The following is a 14,666-nucleotide window of genomic DNA, read 5'->3' as shown; positions in this document are numbered from 1 at the left end:
AGACCCCTGACAGTCTAGTTAGGATCGTTGGTTAACTGCCAATAGTGGTGACCTAAATCATGTTGCGGCTGACTTAGTGGAGAAGCTCTTCTTTTTTGTCGCGGAGTTAAGCCCGCCGTTGGAGGCGCCCGGCCGCTGGACTGTAGACTGAAACCCTTATGGACAGTAAATCTAGGTGCCGGCCTGGGAACTGTCGGGGGAGCCAATCTGGCAACTCCGCACAGCGTGCCCGTCGAGCCGGCAATACCCGTTCACATGCCCATCACGCGCCGGCGCTCACAGCCGGTGGTTCCGCGGACCACGCGTCCGCGGGACCCGACCAGCCTCCGCCGGGGCGACTCCCCGCGCCGCAGGTGTTCCCCCCATTGCACGCGCCCACTCATGGAGTGATGCGCTAAGTGGAATGGATTCTTCTTCTGGCCGGCTTCGCCTTGATTCTGGGCACCGGCTTCTTTGTAGCAGTTGAGTTTTCCCTGGTTGCGTTGGATCAGGCGAGCGTTCAGCGTGCGGTTGACAACGGCGACCACGCTGCCGCCCCGCTGCTGAAGTGCCTCAAGTCGCTCTCCACCCAGCTCTCCAGTTGCCAGCTTGGCATTACCCTGACAACGCTGTTGACGGGTTTCGTGATGGAACCCTCCGTTGGGCAGTTGCTCCTGGGGCCCCTCGGCCTGCTGGGCCTCCCGGCTGAAGTGGTTCATTCCGTGGCATTGATTGTGGCGATGGCGTTCGCCACGCTCCTGTCGATGCTTTTGGGTGAGCTGGTTCCCAAGAACATGGCCATTGCCCTGGCGTTTCCCTTGGGGAAGCGGTTGGCCCGCCCTCAGTTGATGTTTACGGCCGTCTTCAAACCGGCCATCGTTGTCCTGAATGGTTTCTCGAACAAGGTGCTGAACCTGTTTGGCCTGGAAGCCAAGGAAGAGATCTCCGGGGCAAGGACCCCCGCTGAACTCGCTTCCCTGGTGAGGCGTTCAGCTGAGCTTGGGACTTTGGATGCCGGTACGGCCAACTTTGTGGCCAGGACCCTGAACTTTTCCGGGCGCACGGCCGCTGACGTCATGACGCCACGCATCCGCATGGAAACGATCGACGCCGACCAGCCGGTGGCCGACATCCTCGACGCCGCGCGGCGAACCGGATATTCACGGTTCCCTGTCATCGGTGATTCCACGGACGACATTCGCGGTGTGGTGCACGTCAAGAAGGCCGTGGCTGTCCCGGCCGAGCGCCGGGCCAAACTGGAGGCCGGAGCGATCATGACCGACGTCCTCCAGGTTCCTGAGACGATCCACCTGGATGCGTTGCTGTCCGAACTGCGCGAAGGCAACCTGCAGCTTGCCGTAGTGCTGGACGAATACGGCGGAACAGCGGGCATCGCCACCTTGGAAGACCTGGTGGAGGAGATCGTCGGCGAAGTCGCTGACGAGCACGACAAGGTCCGTCCGGGAGTGCTGCAGAGCGCGTCCGGTGACTGGTACTTCCCGGGGCTGCTGAGGCCGGACGAAGTGTCGGAGCAGATCCCCAATCTCATCGTTCCTGACGAGTCTGCCTATGAAACCGTGGGCGGGTATGTCATGAGCCAGCTTGGCCGCATTGCGAAGACGGGCGACGTCGTGGACACAGTGGGCGGGACGCTCACTGTGACCAGGATGGATGGCCGGAGGATTGACAGGATCTGTTTCCATCATGTGGCGGTGGACGAGTCCACAGCAGAGCATGCGGATAAGCCGCGCCATGAAGCGGGTGCCGTATGAGCGACTGGGTAGGAATCGTATGGCTCGTCGTTCTCCTGATCGGCAACGCGTTCTTCGTGGGCGCGGAGTTTGCCGTCATGTCGGCACGCCGCAGCCAGATCGAGCCCTTGGCTGAAGCCGGGTCCAAGCGGGCGCAGACAACACTGCGTGCCATGGAAAACGTTTCGCTAATGCTCGCCTGTGCCCAGTTGGGTATCACTGTTTGCTCCCTGTTGATCCTTCAGGTTGCCGAGCCAGCCATCCACCATTTGTTGGCTGAGCCTCTTGAGCTGGTTGGCGTTCCGGTGGAACTCGCGGACGTCATCGCGTTTGCGATTGCCCTGCTGTTCGTCACGTTCCTGCATGTCACCTTTGGTGAGATGGTTCCCAAGAACATTTCGGTTTCCGTGGCGGACAAAGCTGCGCTTGTGTTGGCACCCCCGTTGATGTTCATTGCACGCGTGGTGAACCCGATCATCTGGTCGCTGAACTGGCTGGCCAACCACATCCTGCGGCTGATGAAGATCGAGCCCAAGGACGAAGTGTCCTCGTCGTTCACGCTGGAGGAAGTGCAGTCGATCGTGCAGGAGTCCACACGCCATGGCCTGGTGGACGACGAAGCAGGCTTGTTGAGCGGTGCCCTTGAGTTCTCGGAGCACACGGCCTCGCACATCATGGTTCCTCTGGACAAGCTGGTGGTGCTGAAGACGACTTCCACCCCGGTGGACCTGGAAAAGGCGGTCAGCCGTACGGGCTTCTCCCGGTTCCCGATGGTGGACGACGACGGCGAACTCGCCGGATACCTGCACGTGAAGGACATCCTGTCCATCCCGGATGAGGGCAGAAGGCATCCCATCGCCGAAGGGCGCATCCGCTCTCTGGCCAACCTGGCGCCGGATGACGAGATCGAGCAGGCAATGTCCGTCATGCAACGCACCGGCTCCCACCTTGCCCGTGTTATCGGCACTGGCGGAGAAACACAGGGTGTCCTCTTCCTCGAGGACGTCATTGAACAGTTGGTTGGCGAGATTCGCGACGCCACGCAGGCGACCGGCATCCGCCGCTACGGAGACCAGCAAACGAAATAAACGAACGTAGTGGAACGACAGAACAGACTGGCGCCGATCGAAACCGATCGGCGCCAGTCTTGTCTAAATAGGAATCATTCCTATTTAGGGCTACACTGGAACCTGCCAGTAATTGTGTTTGATTCTCATTTTGAGTAGATCCGAGGTCCTCGTGCGTCGTTCCGCCGCCCGCCTGTCCATGGCCGCTTCCGCAGGTATTGCCGCCCTCCTGCTTTCTTCTTGTGCCGGTACGGCTGGGGCCACCAATCCGTCATCGTCCGGCGCCATCGAGGTGGTCACCTCCACGAATGTTTACGGCGACGTAGTGAAAGCAATCGGTGGGGATAAAGTCAACGTCAGCGCCATCATCACCAAGACCAGCCAGGACCCGCACTCCTATGAGGCATCTGCCCAGGACAAGTTGGTCATCTCCAAGGCAAAGCTCGTAGTGGAGAACGGCGGAGGCTATGACGAGTTCCTCCACAAGATTGCTGATGAAACCAAGGTCGGCCACGAGAACATGATCAGCGCAGTCGAAATTTCCGGGCTTGCTCCGGAAGGAGAGGGACACAGCGAGGAAGCCCACAGCGATGCGGACCACGCGCACAATCACGGTGAGTTCAACGAACACGTCTGGTACAGCCTGGCCACCATGGGCAAGGTGGCCGACGCAGTTGCCGCCAAACTTGGCAGCCTGGATGCGGGATCGGCCGCGACGTTCACGGCCAATGCCGACGCGTTCAAAGCCAAGCTCACTGACCTCACTGGAAAACTCGACGCCGTCAAGGCGGCCAACGAGCACGCGCCGGTAGCGGTCACTGAGCCCGTGCCGCTGTATCTGCTGGAAGCGGCGGGCCTGGAGAATAAGACTCCCGAGGCCTACAGCGCCGCCATTGAAGAGGAAACCGATGTCCCGGCCGCTGTATTGAAGGAAACCACGGACTTGGTCAGTGCCAACTCCGTGCGGTTCCTGGCATACAACGAACAGACCGAAGGACCCCAGACCGAAGCCGTCAAGCGGGCCGCCGAGGCTGCGGGTGTGCCGGTGGTGAATTTCACGGAGACCCTGCCTGACGGCAAGGACTACGTCCAGTGGATGACGGACAACGTGGAAGCCGTCACTGCAGCATTGAAGAAGTAGCTTTACCAGCATCAAATTGCGGTGAAGGGCCCCGCCCGCGTCCTAAGATATTCAGGGATGGCTGCGGGGCCTTTTGCTGCCACCACCCAGTCGCGAACACGAGCGGCATCAGAATGCGTTCCCCGGAGCGCGTGGATCGAGGACAACTTTTGACACCGGTAGTGAGCCTCCGCGGAGGGAGCCTGCAGTTCGGCAAGAGGACGCTTTGGCGGGATCTTGATCTGGACATTAATCCGGGAGAGTTCTTCGCAGTCCTTGGCCCGAACGGCAGTGGCAAGACAAGCTTCCTGAAAGTCCTCCTCGGACTTCAGGAGCTGCACTCCGGATCAGTGACTCTCGGTGGTCACCCCGTGGAGCGCGGCAGTAAGCGCATCGGCTACATTCCGCAGCAAAAGTCGTTCGCTCCGGATACGCCTTTGCGTGCCCGGGACCTGGTGGGCCTTGGCATTGATGGGCATCGCTGGGGCATGCGGCTGTCTGCAGGAAAGGTCAACCAGCGTGTCGACGAATTGCTGGAGTTGGTGGGGGCATCGGACTACGCAAAGGTTCCGGTGGGGCAACTGTCCGGTGGCGAGCAGCAACGGCTCAGGGTGGCGCAAGCGCTGGCCACGGAGCCGCAAGTTCTCCTGTGCGACGAACCGCTCCTTTCGCTGGACCTTCACCACCAGCAGGGCGTGAGTTCGCTGATCAACAAGCAGTGCCATGAGCGCAACAGCGCAGTGGTTTTCGTGACCCATGAGATCAACCCGGTGATGGATTATGTTGACCGCGTCCTCTATCTGGCCGGCGGCCAGTTCCGGGTCGGGACGCCGCAGGAAGTCATGACCACGGAAGTCCTTTCGGAGCTTTACGACAGCCATGTGGAGGTCATCCACACCAACGGAAGGATCGTCGTCGTCGGTCTTCCCGACGCAACCACTCACTTCCACGACGAAGCCCACGCTAATGCCGGGGAGGAATTCTAAGTGGATCCCGACAACATCCTGCAAACCATTTTCAACTTCGAGAACTATGGCGAGTTGCTGGTGCTTGTCCAGAACTCCATCTGGGCCGGTGCGGTACTGGGGTTGCTGGGTGGCTTGGTTGGCACTTTCGTCATGAAGCGGGACCTTGCCTTCGCGGTCCATGGCATCTCCGAGTTGTCCTTTGCCGGTGCTGCGTTTGCTTTGCTGATTGGTGCCGACATCATTTTTGGCTCGTTGATTGGCTCGGTGGCTGCAGCAGTACTGCTTGGATTCATGGGCGTGAGGGCGCGGGACAAGAACTCGATCATTGGCGTGATCATGCCGTTCGGCCTGGGCCTGGGCATCTTGTTCCTAGCGCTGTATGAGGGCCGTGCGGCTAACAAATTCGGCCTGCTGACCGGTCAGATTGTTTCCGTGGACACCGTCCAGTTACAGGTTCTTGCCGGGACAGCGGTGGTGGTGATGGCAGCGTTGGCTGCTATCTGGCGGCCGCTGAGCTTCGCCAGCGTGGACCCCGAAATGGCTGAAGCCCGGGGCGTTCCGGTCAGGGGACTGGCCATCGGGTTCATGGTGCTGCTGGGCATCAGCGTGGCGCTGTCCATCCAGATTGTCGGTGCGCTGCTTGTGCTTGCATTGCTTATCACCCCCGCGGCTGCGGCGCTGCGCGTGACTACTTCGCCTCGCCTGGTGGTGCTGCTGAGCGTGGTATTCGCGATGACTGCCACTGTGGGAGGCATCCTCCTGGCCCTCGGCAGCCGGATCCCCATCAGCCCCTACGTCACCACCTTGTCATTCCTGATCTACGTGGTGTGCCGGGTCATTGGACGGGTCCGGACCAACAGGGGGCTTAACGGCCGAGTGTCACGGGACCAGCCCGCGGGCGCACTCTAGAGCTTGCCGGCAGCCTTTTTCGCGGTGCACTCCGGGCAGAGTCCGAAGATTTCGACGGTGTGGGCCACCTCAGTGAAACCGTGTTCGGCGGCAGTTCGTGCAGCCCAGGTTTCGACGGCGGGTGCTTCCACTTCCACTGCCTTCCCACAGTTGCGGCACAGCAAGTGGTGGTGGTGTCCCGTGACAGCGCAACGTCTGTAGACCGCTTCTCCTTCGCCGTTGCGGAGGACATCAATAAGTCCGTCATCGGCCAACGACTGAAGGATGCGGTACGCAGTGGCCAGCGACACGGAAATGCCCTTGTTCTGCAGCAACCGGTATAGCTCCTGGGTGCTGACGAAGTCATCCAATTCGTCCAGTGCGGCGCTGACGGCCAAGCGTTGCTTGGTGACACGCTGCTCCTTGACACCGCTGGTGGCCGGCGCCGCAGGGCCGGTCGTGGCGGAATTGGTGCCGTGTGGCATGGAAAGACTCACTTCCGTGGGGATGCTGGCAAACCCCAATTTTACCAGCAGGGCAGGGTTGGAAACTGTCAGCCGGTGGTCCTAGGCTGAGGACATGCTGCTCACCAAGTACACCCACGCCTGTGTCCGGTTGGAGAAGGAGGGAAACGTCCTGGTCATTGATCCTGGAACGTTTTCCGAATCGGAGGAAGCATTGAGCGGGGCCCACGCCGTACTTGTCACTCACGAGCACAATGACCACATAGACCGTCCGGCCGTTCTGGCAGCCATGCGGAGCAATCCATCGTTGGAAGTCCATGCTCCTGCTGGTATTGCCACGGCATTGCGGGAAGATGGCGACGTGGCCGAGCGGGTGCACGCCGTGGAGCCCGGCTCTGATTTCGAAGCCGCAGGATTCAGCGTGCGGACGTTCGGCGGCCAGCACGCGGTAATCCACGCGCAAATCCCGGTGGTGGCGAACATCGGCTACTTGGTGGATGAAAATGTGTTCCACCCGGGGGACTCCTTCGTCGTCCCGGACGGGATTGACGTCAAAACCCTCCTGGTGCCCATCCATGCCCCGTGGTCCAAGGTGGGCGAGGTGGTGGACTTCGTCATCTCAGTCCGCGCTCCCAGGGCGTTTCCGGTCCATGACGCACTGCTCAATGAGCTGGGACGTGGCATCGTGGAGGGCCACGTGACCCGAATCGGCGCCCGCTACGGGACCAGCTACGAACGCCTTGCGCCGCGCGACTCAGTAGAGGTCTAGCCGGTCCAAGCCCCCGTGTTGTGGAACCGCTCCAGGACTGCTTCGTGCGGTAAAGGATCCAAGCCCTTGGCCGCCAGCCAGCCGGCGTCGTTATAACTGCCTGCATAGCGGTCGCCGCTGTCGCACATCAGTGAAACGATGCTGCCTTGACGCCCCTCAGCCACCATCCCGGCCACCAACTGCCAGACGCCCCACAGGTTGGTCCCGGTGGAGGGCCCTGCGTGCAGGCCCGTGAGCTTGCGGAGATGGCGCATGGCGGCAACGGACGCGGCGTCGGGCACCTGGATCATGTGGTCGATCACCGCAGGGACGAAACTGGGTTCAGACCTTGGACGGCCGATGCCCTCGATTCGTGATGGCAGGCCCGTGGCTGCGGCGGTGTCGCCGTCGCGCCAAGCGGGGTAGAAGGCGGAGTTTTCCGGGTCCACTACGGCCAGGCGCGTGGGGTAGCGGTTGTACCTCAGGTAGCGGCCAATGGTCGCGCTGGTGCCACCGGTGCCCGCGCCCACCACGATCCAGTCGGGAATCGGGTGTTCCTCAAGGGCGAGTTGGTCGAAAATCGACTCCGCGATGTTGTTGTTGCCCCGCCAATCTGTGGCGCGTTCTGCATATGTGAACTGATCCATGTAGTAGCCGCCGGACGTTTGGGCGGTTTCCTCGGCCACGGCATAGACCTCCGAAGCATGGTCCACCAACAGGCACGCGCCGCCAAAGTCCTCGATCAGGGCGATCTTCTCGGGGCTGGTGGTTTTGGTCATGACGGCGATGAAGGGCAAGCCAATCAGCCGCGCAAAGTAAGCCTCGGACACGGCAGTACTGCCGCTGGAGGCTTCCACGATGGTGGTGCCCTCCGTGATCCATCCGTTGACCAGGCCGTACAGGAACAACGATCGCGCCAAGCGGTGCTTGAGGCTGCCCGAGCGGTGGGTCGACTCATCCTTCAGATACAGCTGGACCCCCCAATGTTCCGGGAGGGGAACCGCGTAAAGGTGCGTGTCCGCCGAGCGGTTGTTCTCAGCCTCGATCTTGCGGATGGCCTCGCTGGCCCATGCCCTGTCCTGAATGCACGAATTGCTCACTGGATAAGCCTAGGCTGGATTCCGGGCGGCGGCAGCACCAGCAGCTGCGCGGGGAGACCGGCCGCCGGAACGAAGGAGAACTTATGTCCACGCTGATCAGTTCGTCACAACTGCACGAGCGCCTCCAATCCGGGGAGCGCACTGTGCTCCTGGATGTCCGCTGGGTGTTGGGACGGACTGACGGGCATAGTGAATACCTGGCCGGGCACCTGCCCGGCGCAGTTTACGTGGACCTCCCCACTGAGCTCGCAGACCACGCGCAGCCCGGCCGTGGCCGGCACCCGTTGCCGTCGCGCGAACACTTCCAGGAGACCGCGCGAAAGTGGGGAATCAACGACGGCGACACAGTGGTTGCGTACGACAACAGCGGCAGCATGGCTGCAGCACGCGTTTGGTGGATGCTGCGCAACGCCGGGGCTTCCTCGGTCTACCTGCTCGACGGCGGTTTGGCGGCCTGGCGTGCGGAGGGTTACCCGGTGGAATCCGGTGAGGTGACTCCCGCCGTCGGAGATGTCCTCTTGGGCGCGGGCAACATGCCAGCGATTACCGAGCAGGAAGCGGCTCAGTGGCACAGCCACGGCGTGCTGTTGGACGCCCGGGCGGGAGAGCGCTACCGCGGCGAAGTGGAGCCGATCGACCCCCGGGCGGGACACATTCCGGGCGCTGTGAGCGCACCGACCACGGCAAACGTCACGGGCGAGGGGACCTTCTTGCCGGCGGAGGAACTGAAACGACGCTTCGAGGAGCTGGGCGTGGATGGGTCAGCCCGCATTGCCGTGTATTGCGGCTCCGGGGTGACGGCTTCCCACGAGATCGCGGCTCTGGAGATTGCTGGTTACCGGGCGGAATTGTTCCCGGGATCCTTCTCGCAATGGTCCAACAACGCCGCGAATCCCGTAGCCGTTGGAAGCGATCCTTTTGACGAGGGCCCTGAGGGTGCCCCTGATCACGCTGGCGCAAGTGGCACAAGCACAGCTGCCGGGAGTAGCGTCGGATCATGACCCCCGGACGCCCTGTGCCCCCGCCCCTTGCCAAACCCATCACCCTGAACACCAGCGAAACCGGTAAGGAAACCCTTGCTGCAGCCTATGGCGCTACGTCCCCCGATAGTGGCCTGGTTCCCTTGACTGTCTCCCGCCGTGCACCTGCTGAGGACGACGTAGAGATCGCGGTTGAATTCTGCGGCCTGTGCCACTCCGACGTGCACGCGACGCGGGGGGAGTGGCGAATTCCCCCCTACCCGCTGGTCCCTGGCCACGAGATAGTTGGCCGGGTAACCCGCGTGGGCACCGCAGTGGAGGACTTTGCGCCGGGTGACCGGGTGGGTGTCGGCTGCATGGTGGACTCCTGCCGCGAATGCGGGAGCTGCCTCGATGGCCTGGAGCAGTACTGCGAGCGGGGCAACATCGGCACGTACGGCGCTGCCGACCCCCGTCACGGTGACGCGGTCACCCAAGGCGGCTATTCGACGTCGGTGGTGGTTGACAGGCGCTTCGTGCTGCGCGTTCCAGAAGCCCTCGACCCCGCTGCGGCAGCGCCGTTGTTGTGCGCAGGAATCACCACCTACTCCCCGCTGCGGTACTTCGACGTCGAAGAAGGCGACTCCGTAGGCGTTGTGGGGTTGGGCGGACTGGGGCACATGGCCGTCAAGATCGCCAAGGCCATGGGGGCGGAAGTCACTGTGTTTACTACCTCCGAATCCAAGTTCGACGCCGCTAGGGAACTTGGTGCCGACCACGTGGTTCTCTCCATGGACGCCGACGCCATGGAGGCTGCCAACCGGAGCATCGACGTCATCATTGATACTGTCGCCGCGCCGCACGACCTCAACCCCTACTTCCGGACGCTTCGCCTGGATGGGGCGCTGTTCCAGCTGGGCCTTCCTGCCGACGACATGCCGCCGGTCAGCCCGGGCCTGCTCATCCGCCGCCGACTCGCCTACGCGGGTTCGTTGATCGGCGGCATTGCGGAAACTCAGGAAATGCTGGACTTCTGCGCGGAACACGGAGTCACCAGCGACGTGGAAATCGTGGGGGCCGAACAGCTGAACGAGGCCTACGACCGCATGGTTGCCGGTGACGTAAAGTACCGTTTCGTGCTGGACACAGCAACACTTCAGAAACCATCGGAAAGGGCAGACGCATGAGCACACTGTTCACCAAGATCATCAATGGCGAGATCCCCGGCCGCTTCGTGTGGAAGGACGAGGATGTGGTCGCCTTCCTCACCATCGCTCCGCTCACGCACGGACACACCTTGGTGGTGCCGCGCGAAGAAGTGGACTCGTGGACACATGCCAGCCCGGAACTCCTGGCCAAAGTCATGGACGTCGCCCAGAGCATTGGCAAGGTCCAGGAGAAGATCTTCGACGCCAAGCGCGTGGGCGTCCTCATGGAGGGGTTTGAGGTGGAGCACCTGCATGTGCATGTGTGGCCGGCCTACTCCACCGCGGACTTTGAAGTCCACAACGTAGACCACAACCCGGACCCCGCAGTGATGGATGCCACGGCAGTAAAGCTTCGTGCCGCACTCCGGACGGCCGGACACGGAGATGCTGTCCCCGAAGACTGAGCTCCGGGACAAGTTAACCCGGCGGTGCTTAATCAGCTCCGCCGGGTTTTCCTTTGTCTGCCGCTAGGCGGGGGCCAGGGCCTGGTTGAGCACCGTGCGGATGCGCTTTTCCGACACCGAATAGGCGGTGCCCAGCTCCACGGCGAACAGGCTCACCCGCAGTTCCTCAATCATCCAGCGCACGCGGGTTAACTCCGTCCCTGCCCTGCGTCCGGGAAGCAGCGCAGAAACAGCGTCGTCGTAGTCGTCCTCCAGGGCCTGTACGATCGCCATATTCAGGCCATCACGCTGGACGTTTCCCGGCAGTTTTTCCAGCCGCTTCTCGATAGCCTGCAAGTACCGGGGCAGCTGGCTGAGTTGTGCGTAGCCCGTCTGTGCCACGAAGCCGGGGAAGACCAGTTGTTCCAGCTGGCTCTTCATGTCATTAAGGGCAGTGATCAGCGGCAGGCTGGCGTTGGACTTGAGCTCTTTCTGGATGCGGCGCGTACTAGCCAAAATGCGCTCGACGACGGCAGTCACCGTGAAGACAGTATCGATCAGTTCTGCCCGGACTACTTCATACAGCGCATCGAAAGACGGCCTGTCCCACGGCAAGTCCTGCGGCGTCAACTTATCGATGGCAGCAAGGGCGCAATCCGCGATCAGCGCGCTGACGGAGCCGTGCGGGTTCTGGCTGAAGGTCAGTTTTTCCATGTTGCTCAGGTGCTCCAGCACGTATCGGTCCGGGGGCGGAATTCGCAGCGCCAGGAGCCGGATGACACCACCGCGCATGGCGGCTTCCTGTTCAGCCCTGGTCTGGAATACCCGAAGGGCGACCGACTTGCCTTCATCAACGACAGCAGGGAAGCCAGTGACGTCATGGCCCTTCACGGTGCGTGTGACCTGACGCTCCACGGTGCCGAAGTCCCATTCGGTGATTCCGCTGCGTTCCGCCACCGCTCCGTTGCCAGCTGTTGCGTTGGTAACGGCCGCCGTCGACGGTTGGCTGTTGGCGCTGCCGGTTCCCTTGCCACCCTTGGCGCGCGACGTCGTTGCGGGAGTGGCGCCGAGCGACTCCGCTATGGCGCGGCGTGTGGCAGGAGCCAGCTTCTCCTGGAGTTCGGCGAGGTCCTTGCCTTCGTCCAGCACCTTGCCTTTGCTGTCGACCACTTTGAAACTCACGCGCAGGTGGGACGGTACTGCATCCCAATTCCATGAGCCGGGCGGAATGACGTGCCCACGGAGCCGGCGGAGTACGAGTTCCAATGACGCTTCGAGGTCGTCTGCGGCGGGGTCGAAGTCTGCCTCCAGGGCGGCCGTGGCCTGCCGGGCCACATCAGGGGCAGGGACGAAGTTCTTCCGCACCTGCTTAGGCAACGATTTGATGAGGGCCGTCACCAGCTCTGCACGTTGCCCCGGAATCTGCCAACGGAAGGGGGCATCATCGAGTTGGTTGAGGAACAACACAGGAACCTCGGCGGTGACACCATCGGATGGGTTGGGTGCCGATCCCGGCGCCACGGGATGGAACTCGTAACTCAGGGGGAGTTCAAAGCCCTTGTGCAGCCAGGTCTTCGGATATGCGGAGTCGTCCAGTGCCTCGGCGTCTTCGCTCATCAACAGCGATTGGTCGAAGTCCAGGAGGTTGGGATCCGCGTGGCGGGCATCCTTCCACCACTTGTCGAAGTGCCTCTCGGAGACAACGTCCGGGCCAACGCGTGCATCGTAGAACTCGAACAGCGTCTGGTCGTCCACAAGGATGTCGCGCCGGCGCATGCGGGTCTCGAGTTCCTCGATCTCCTGGAGCAAGGCACGGTTGCGGTGGAAGAACTTGTGGTGCGTCTTCCATTCGCCTTCCACCAGGGCGTGGCGGATGAACAGCTCACGGGAGAGCTCGGGATCGACGCGCCCGTAATTGACCCGCCGGTTGGGAATGATCGGCACGCCGTACAGCGTGACTTTCTCATGGGCCATGACGGCGCCCTGCCGGGAAGACCAATGGGGTTCGCTGTAGGAACGCTTCACCAGGTCCGGGGCTACCTGCTCGGCCCACAGGGGATCGAACTTCGCGGCGACACGCGCCCAAAGGCGGCTCGTCTCCACCAACTCCGCAGCCATGACAAACGCAGGAGACTTCTTGAACAGGGCTGAGCCGGGGAAGATGGCGAAGCGGCTGCCGCGGGCCCCCGCATATTCACGCTTGCGCTCATCGAGGAGGCCAATGTGGCTCAATAACCCGGACAGCAGGCTGATGTGGATGCCCTCATAGTTCCCTACGGGATCGGCCTCGCGCTTGTTGTCCAACGCGATGCCCAAGGGCTTGGCCAGTTGCCTGAGCTGCGTGAACAGGTCCTGCCACTCGCGGACCCTCAAGTAATTGATGAACTCATTGCGGCACAGCTTGCGGAACTGCGTGGAAGACAGTTCGCGCTGCTTTTCCTGGATGTAGTTCCACAGGTTGAGGAAGCCCGTAAAGTCCGAGATCTCATCGCGGAACCGCGCGTGCTTCTCCGAAGCGAGCTGCCGCTTGTCAGTTGGCCGTTCGCGCGGATCCTGAATGGTGAGGGCTGCCGCGAGGATCATGACTTCCCGGACGCAGCCGCGCTTGCCGGCTTCCACGATCATCCGGCCAAGCCGCGGATCCACAGGCAGCTGGGCAAGCTTCTGCCCGACGGCGGTCAGCCCGCTGCCGCTGCGACCGTTACTGCCGGCGTCTGCCGCCTTGGGCGAACTCAAGGCACCGAGTTCGCGCAGGAGAGTGACGCCGTCGTTAATAGCCCTGGAATCCGGGGGTTCCACGAAGGGAAAGTTCTCCACATCCTTGGGTCCGCGGGCGACGCCCATGGCCGTCATTTGCAGGATGACGGCAGCAAGGTTGGTTCGGAGGATTTCCGGGTCGGTGAACTGGGGACGCGACTCGAAGTCTTCCTCGGAGTACAGGCGGATCGCGATGCCTTCGGACACACGGCCGCAACGACCGGAGCGCTGGTTGGCCGAGGCCTGGGACACGCGCTCTATGGGAAGGCGCTGGACCTTGGTCCGGTGCGAGTAGCGGGAGATGCGGGCCGTTCCGGTGTCTATCACGTACTTGATGCCCGGGACGGTCAGGGATGTCTCCGCCACGTTGGTAGCGAGGATGATGCGTCGCTTGCCACCAGGGTTGAAGACCCTGTGCTGCTCCTGGAGGCTTAGGCGGGCAAACAGTGGCAGCACTTCGGTCCCCGCCAGGCGGCGGTTGGTCTGGATGCGGCCATTGATGGCCTCCGCCGCGTCACGGATTTCGCGTTCGCCGGAGAAGAAAATGAGGATATCGCCCGGAGCTTCCTTGGCGAGTTCGTCTACGGCGTCGCAGACAGCATCCAGGGGATCACGGTCTTCTTCGAGTTCGTCGTCCGAACTTTCTTCGTCCGCGCCGGCTGGCTGGGACAGCGGACGGTAACGGATCTCCACCGGGTAGGTGCGTCCGGAAACTTCAATGATGGGCGCGGGCTCTTCGTCGTTTCCGAAGTGCTTGGCAAAGCGTTGGGGATCGATGGTGGCCGAGGTGATGATGACCTTGAGGTCCGGGCGCTGGGGGAGGATGCGCTTGAGGTAGCCCAGGATGAAGTCGATGTTGAGGCTGCGTTCATGGGCCTCATCGATGATGATGGTGCTGTACTTCCGGAGCAGTTTGTCCCGCTGGATCTCGGCAAGGAGGATTCCGTCGGTCATCAGTTTGATCCTGGTGGACGCGCTCACCTCGCCGGTGAAGCGGACCTGGAAGCCGACCTCCTGGCCGATCTCGACGCCGAGCTCCGACGCGATGCGTTCGGCCACCGTGCGGGCAGCCAGGCGGCGCGGCTGGGTGTGCCCGATCAGGCCCTTGTCTCCAAGGCCAAGCTCGAGGCACATTTTGGGGATCTGGGTGGTCTTGCCCGAGCCGGTCTCACCGGCAATGATGGTCACCTGGTTTGCGGCGATGGCCGCCATCAGATCCTCGCGGCGCTCGGAGACGGGCAGCTCTGCGGGGTAGGAAATATGAAGTGTCATGG

12 protein-coding genes are annotated in these 14,666 nt (G+C 62.2%); 9 read left to right on the top strand and 3 right to left on the bottom strand.

All coding sequences use genetic code 11. From position 1 onward, the window contains the following. The first annotated feature begins 398 nt into the window (after positions 1-398). The 5 genes from J3D46_RS19520 (at position 399) to J3D46_RS19500 (ending at position 5,794) form a co-directional block, all read left to right on the top strand. Entirely contained in the window at positions 399-1,751 is a 1,353-nt protein-coding gene (locus J3D46_RS19520; RefSeq protein ID WP_231338297.1) for a hemolysin family protein, read from the top strand. Continuing rightward, on the top strand, positions 1,748-2,818 hold the full coding sequence (locus tag J3D46_RS19515; protein WP_231338298.1) for a hemolysin family protein: 1,071 nt from the start codon (positions 1,748-1,750) through the stop codon (positions 2,816-2,818). The genes J3D46_RS19520 and J3D46_RS19515 overlap by 4 nt, the downstream gene beginning before the upstream one ends. A 118-nt stretch (positions 2,819-2,936) precedes the next feature. Further along, a complete protein-coding gene (locus J3D46_RS19510) occupies positions 2,937-3,938 on the top strand; it encodes a metal ABC transporter solute-binding protein, Zn/Mn family (protein ID WP_231341890.1) in 1,002 nt (333 codons plus the stop codon). A 113-nt stretch (positions 3,939-4,051) separates the two neighbouring features. Next, entirely contained in the window at positions 4,052-4,903 is an 852-nt protein-coding gene (locus J3D46_RS19505; RefSeq protein ID WP_374110809.1) for a metal ABC transporter ATP-binding protein, read from the top strand. Beyond that, a complete protein-coding gene (locus J3D46_RS19500; RefSeq protein ID WP_231341888.1) occupies positions 4,904-5,794 on the top strand; it encodes a metal ABC transporter permease in 891 nt (296 codons plus the stop codon). It abuts the gene before it with no gap. On the opposite strand, the gene J3D46_RS19495 is transcribed toward J3D46_RS19500, so the two are convergent. Beyond that, a complete protein-coding gene (locus tag J3D46_RS19495) occupies positions 5,791-6,258 on the bottom strand; it encodes a Fur family transcriptional regulator (RefSeq protein WP_231341887.1) in 468 nt (155 codons plus the stop codon). The two genes, J3D46_RS19500 and J3D46_RS19495, sit on opposite strands and share 4 nt — an antisense overlap. Positions 6,259-6,352: 94 nt before the next feature. Here J3D46_RS19495 and J3D46_RS19490 point away from each other — a divergent pair, with 94 nt between their 5' ends. Further along, positions 6,353-7,006, top strand: a complete 654-nt coding sequence (locus tag J3D46_RS19490; protein ID WP_231341886.1) for an MBL fold metallo-hydrolase — start codon at positions 6,353-6,355, stop codon at positions 7,004-7,006. Here J3D46_RS19490 and J3D46_RS19485 read toward each other — a convergent pair. Beyond that, positions 7,003-8,085 (bottom strand): PLP-dependent cysteine synthase family protein, encoded by a 1,083-nt coding sequence (locus J3D46_RS19485; protein ID WP_231341885.1) that lies wholly within the window; start codon positions 8,083-8,085, stop codon positions 7,003-7,005. The two genes, J3D46_RS19490 and J3D46_RS19485, sit on opposite strands and share 4 nt — an antisense overlap. Before the next feature lie 83 nt (positions 8,086-8,168). Between J3D46_RS19485 and J3D46_RS19480 the strand changes: the two genes are divergently transcribed. From J3D46_RS19480 to J3D46_RS19470, 3 genes are read left to right on the top strand one after another with little or no spacing between them, the layout of a single operon-like run. Next, positions 8,169-9,086, top strand: a complete 918-nt coding sequence (locus J3D46_RS19480; RefSeq protein ID WP_231341884.1) for a sulfurtransferase — start codon at positions 8,169-8,171, stop codon at positions 9,084-9,086. Beyond that, complete coding sequence (locus tag J3D46_RS19475; protein WP_231341883.1) at positions 9,083-10,231, top strand: NAD(P)-dependent alcohol dehydrogenase; 1,149 nt, start codon at positions 9,083-9,085, stop codon at positions 10,229-10,231. The genes J3D46_RS19480 and J3D46_RS19475 overlap by 4 nt, the downstream gene beginning before the upstream one ends. Beyond that, positions 10,228-10,656, top strand: coding sequence for an HIT family protein (locus J3D46_RS19470; protein ID WP_231341882.1), 429 nt, complete (start codon positions 10,228-10,230; stop codon positions 10,654-10,656). Before J3D46_RS19475 ends, J3D46_RS19470 begins: the two co-directional genes overlap by 4 nt. Before the next feature lie 63 nt (positions 10,657-10,719). On the opposite strand, the gene hrpA is transcribed toward J3D46_RS19470, so the two are convergent. Then, positions 10,720-14,664 (bottom strand): ATP-dependent RNA helicase HrpA, encoded by a 3,945-nt coding sequence (gene hrpA / locus J3D46_RS19465; protein ID WP_253468560.1) that lies wholly within the window; start codon positions 14,662-14,664, stop codon positions 10,720-10,722. Positions 14,665-14,666 lie beyond the last annotated feature (2 nt).

The organism is Paenarthrobacter sp. A20, from assembly GCF_024168825.1.
In the GTDB taxonomy this organism is placed as follows: Bacteria; Actinomycetota; Actinomycetes; order Actinomycetales; family Micrococcaceae; genus Arthrobacter.
Note: the sequence above shows the minus strand (reverse complement) of the source record. Positions and strands in the feature narration are given on the sequence as shown.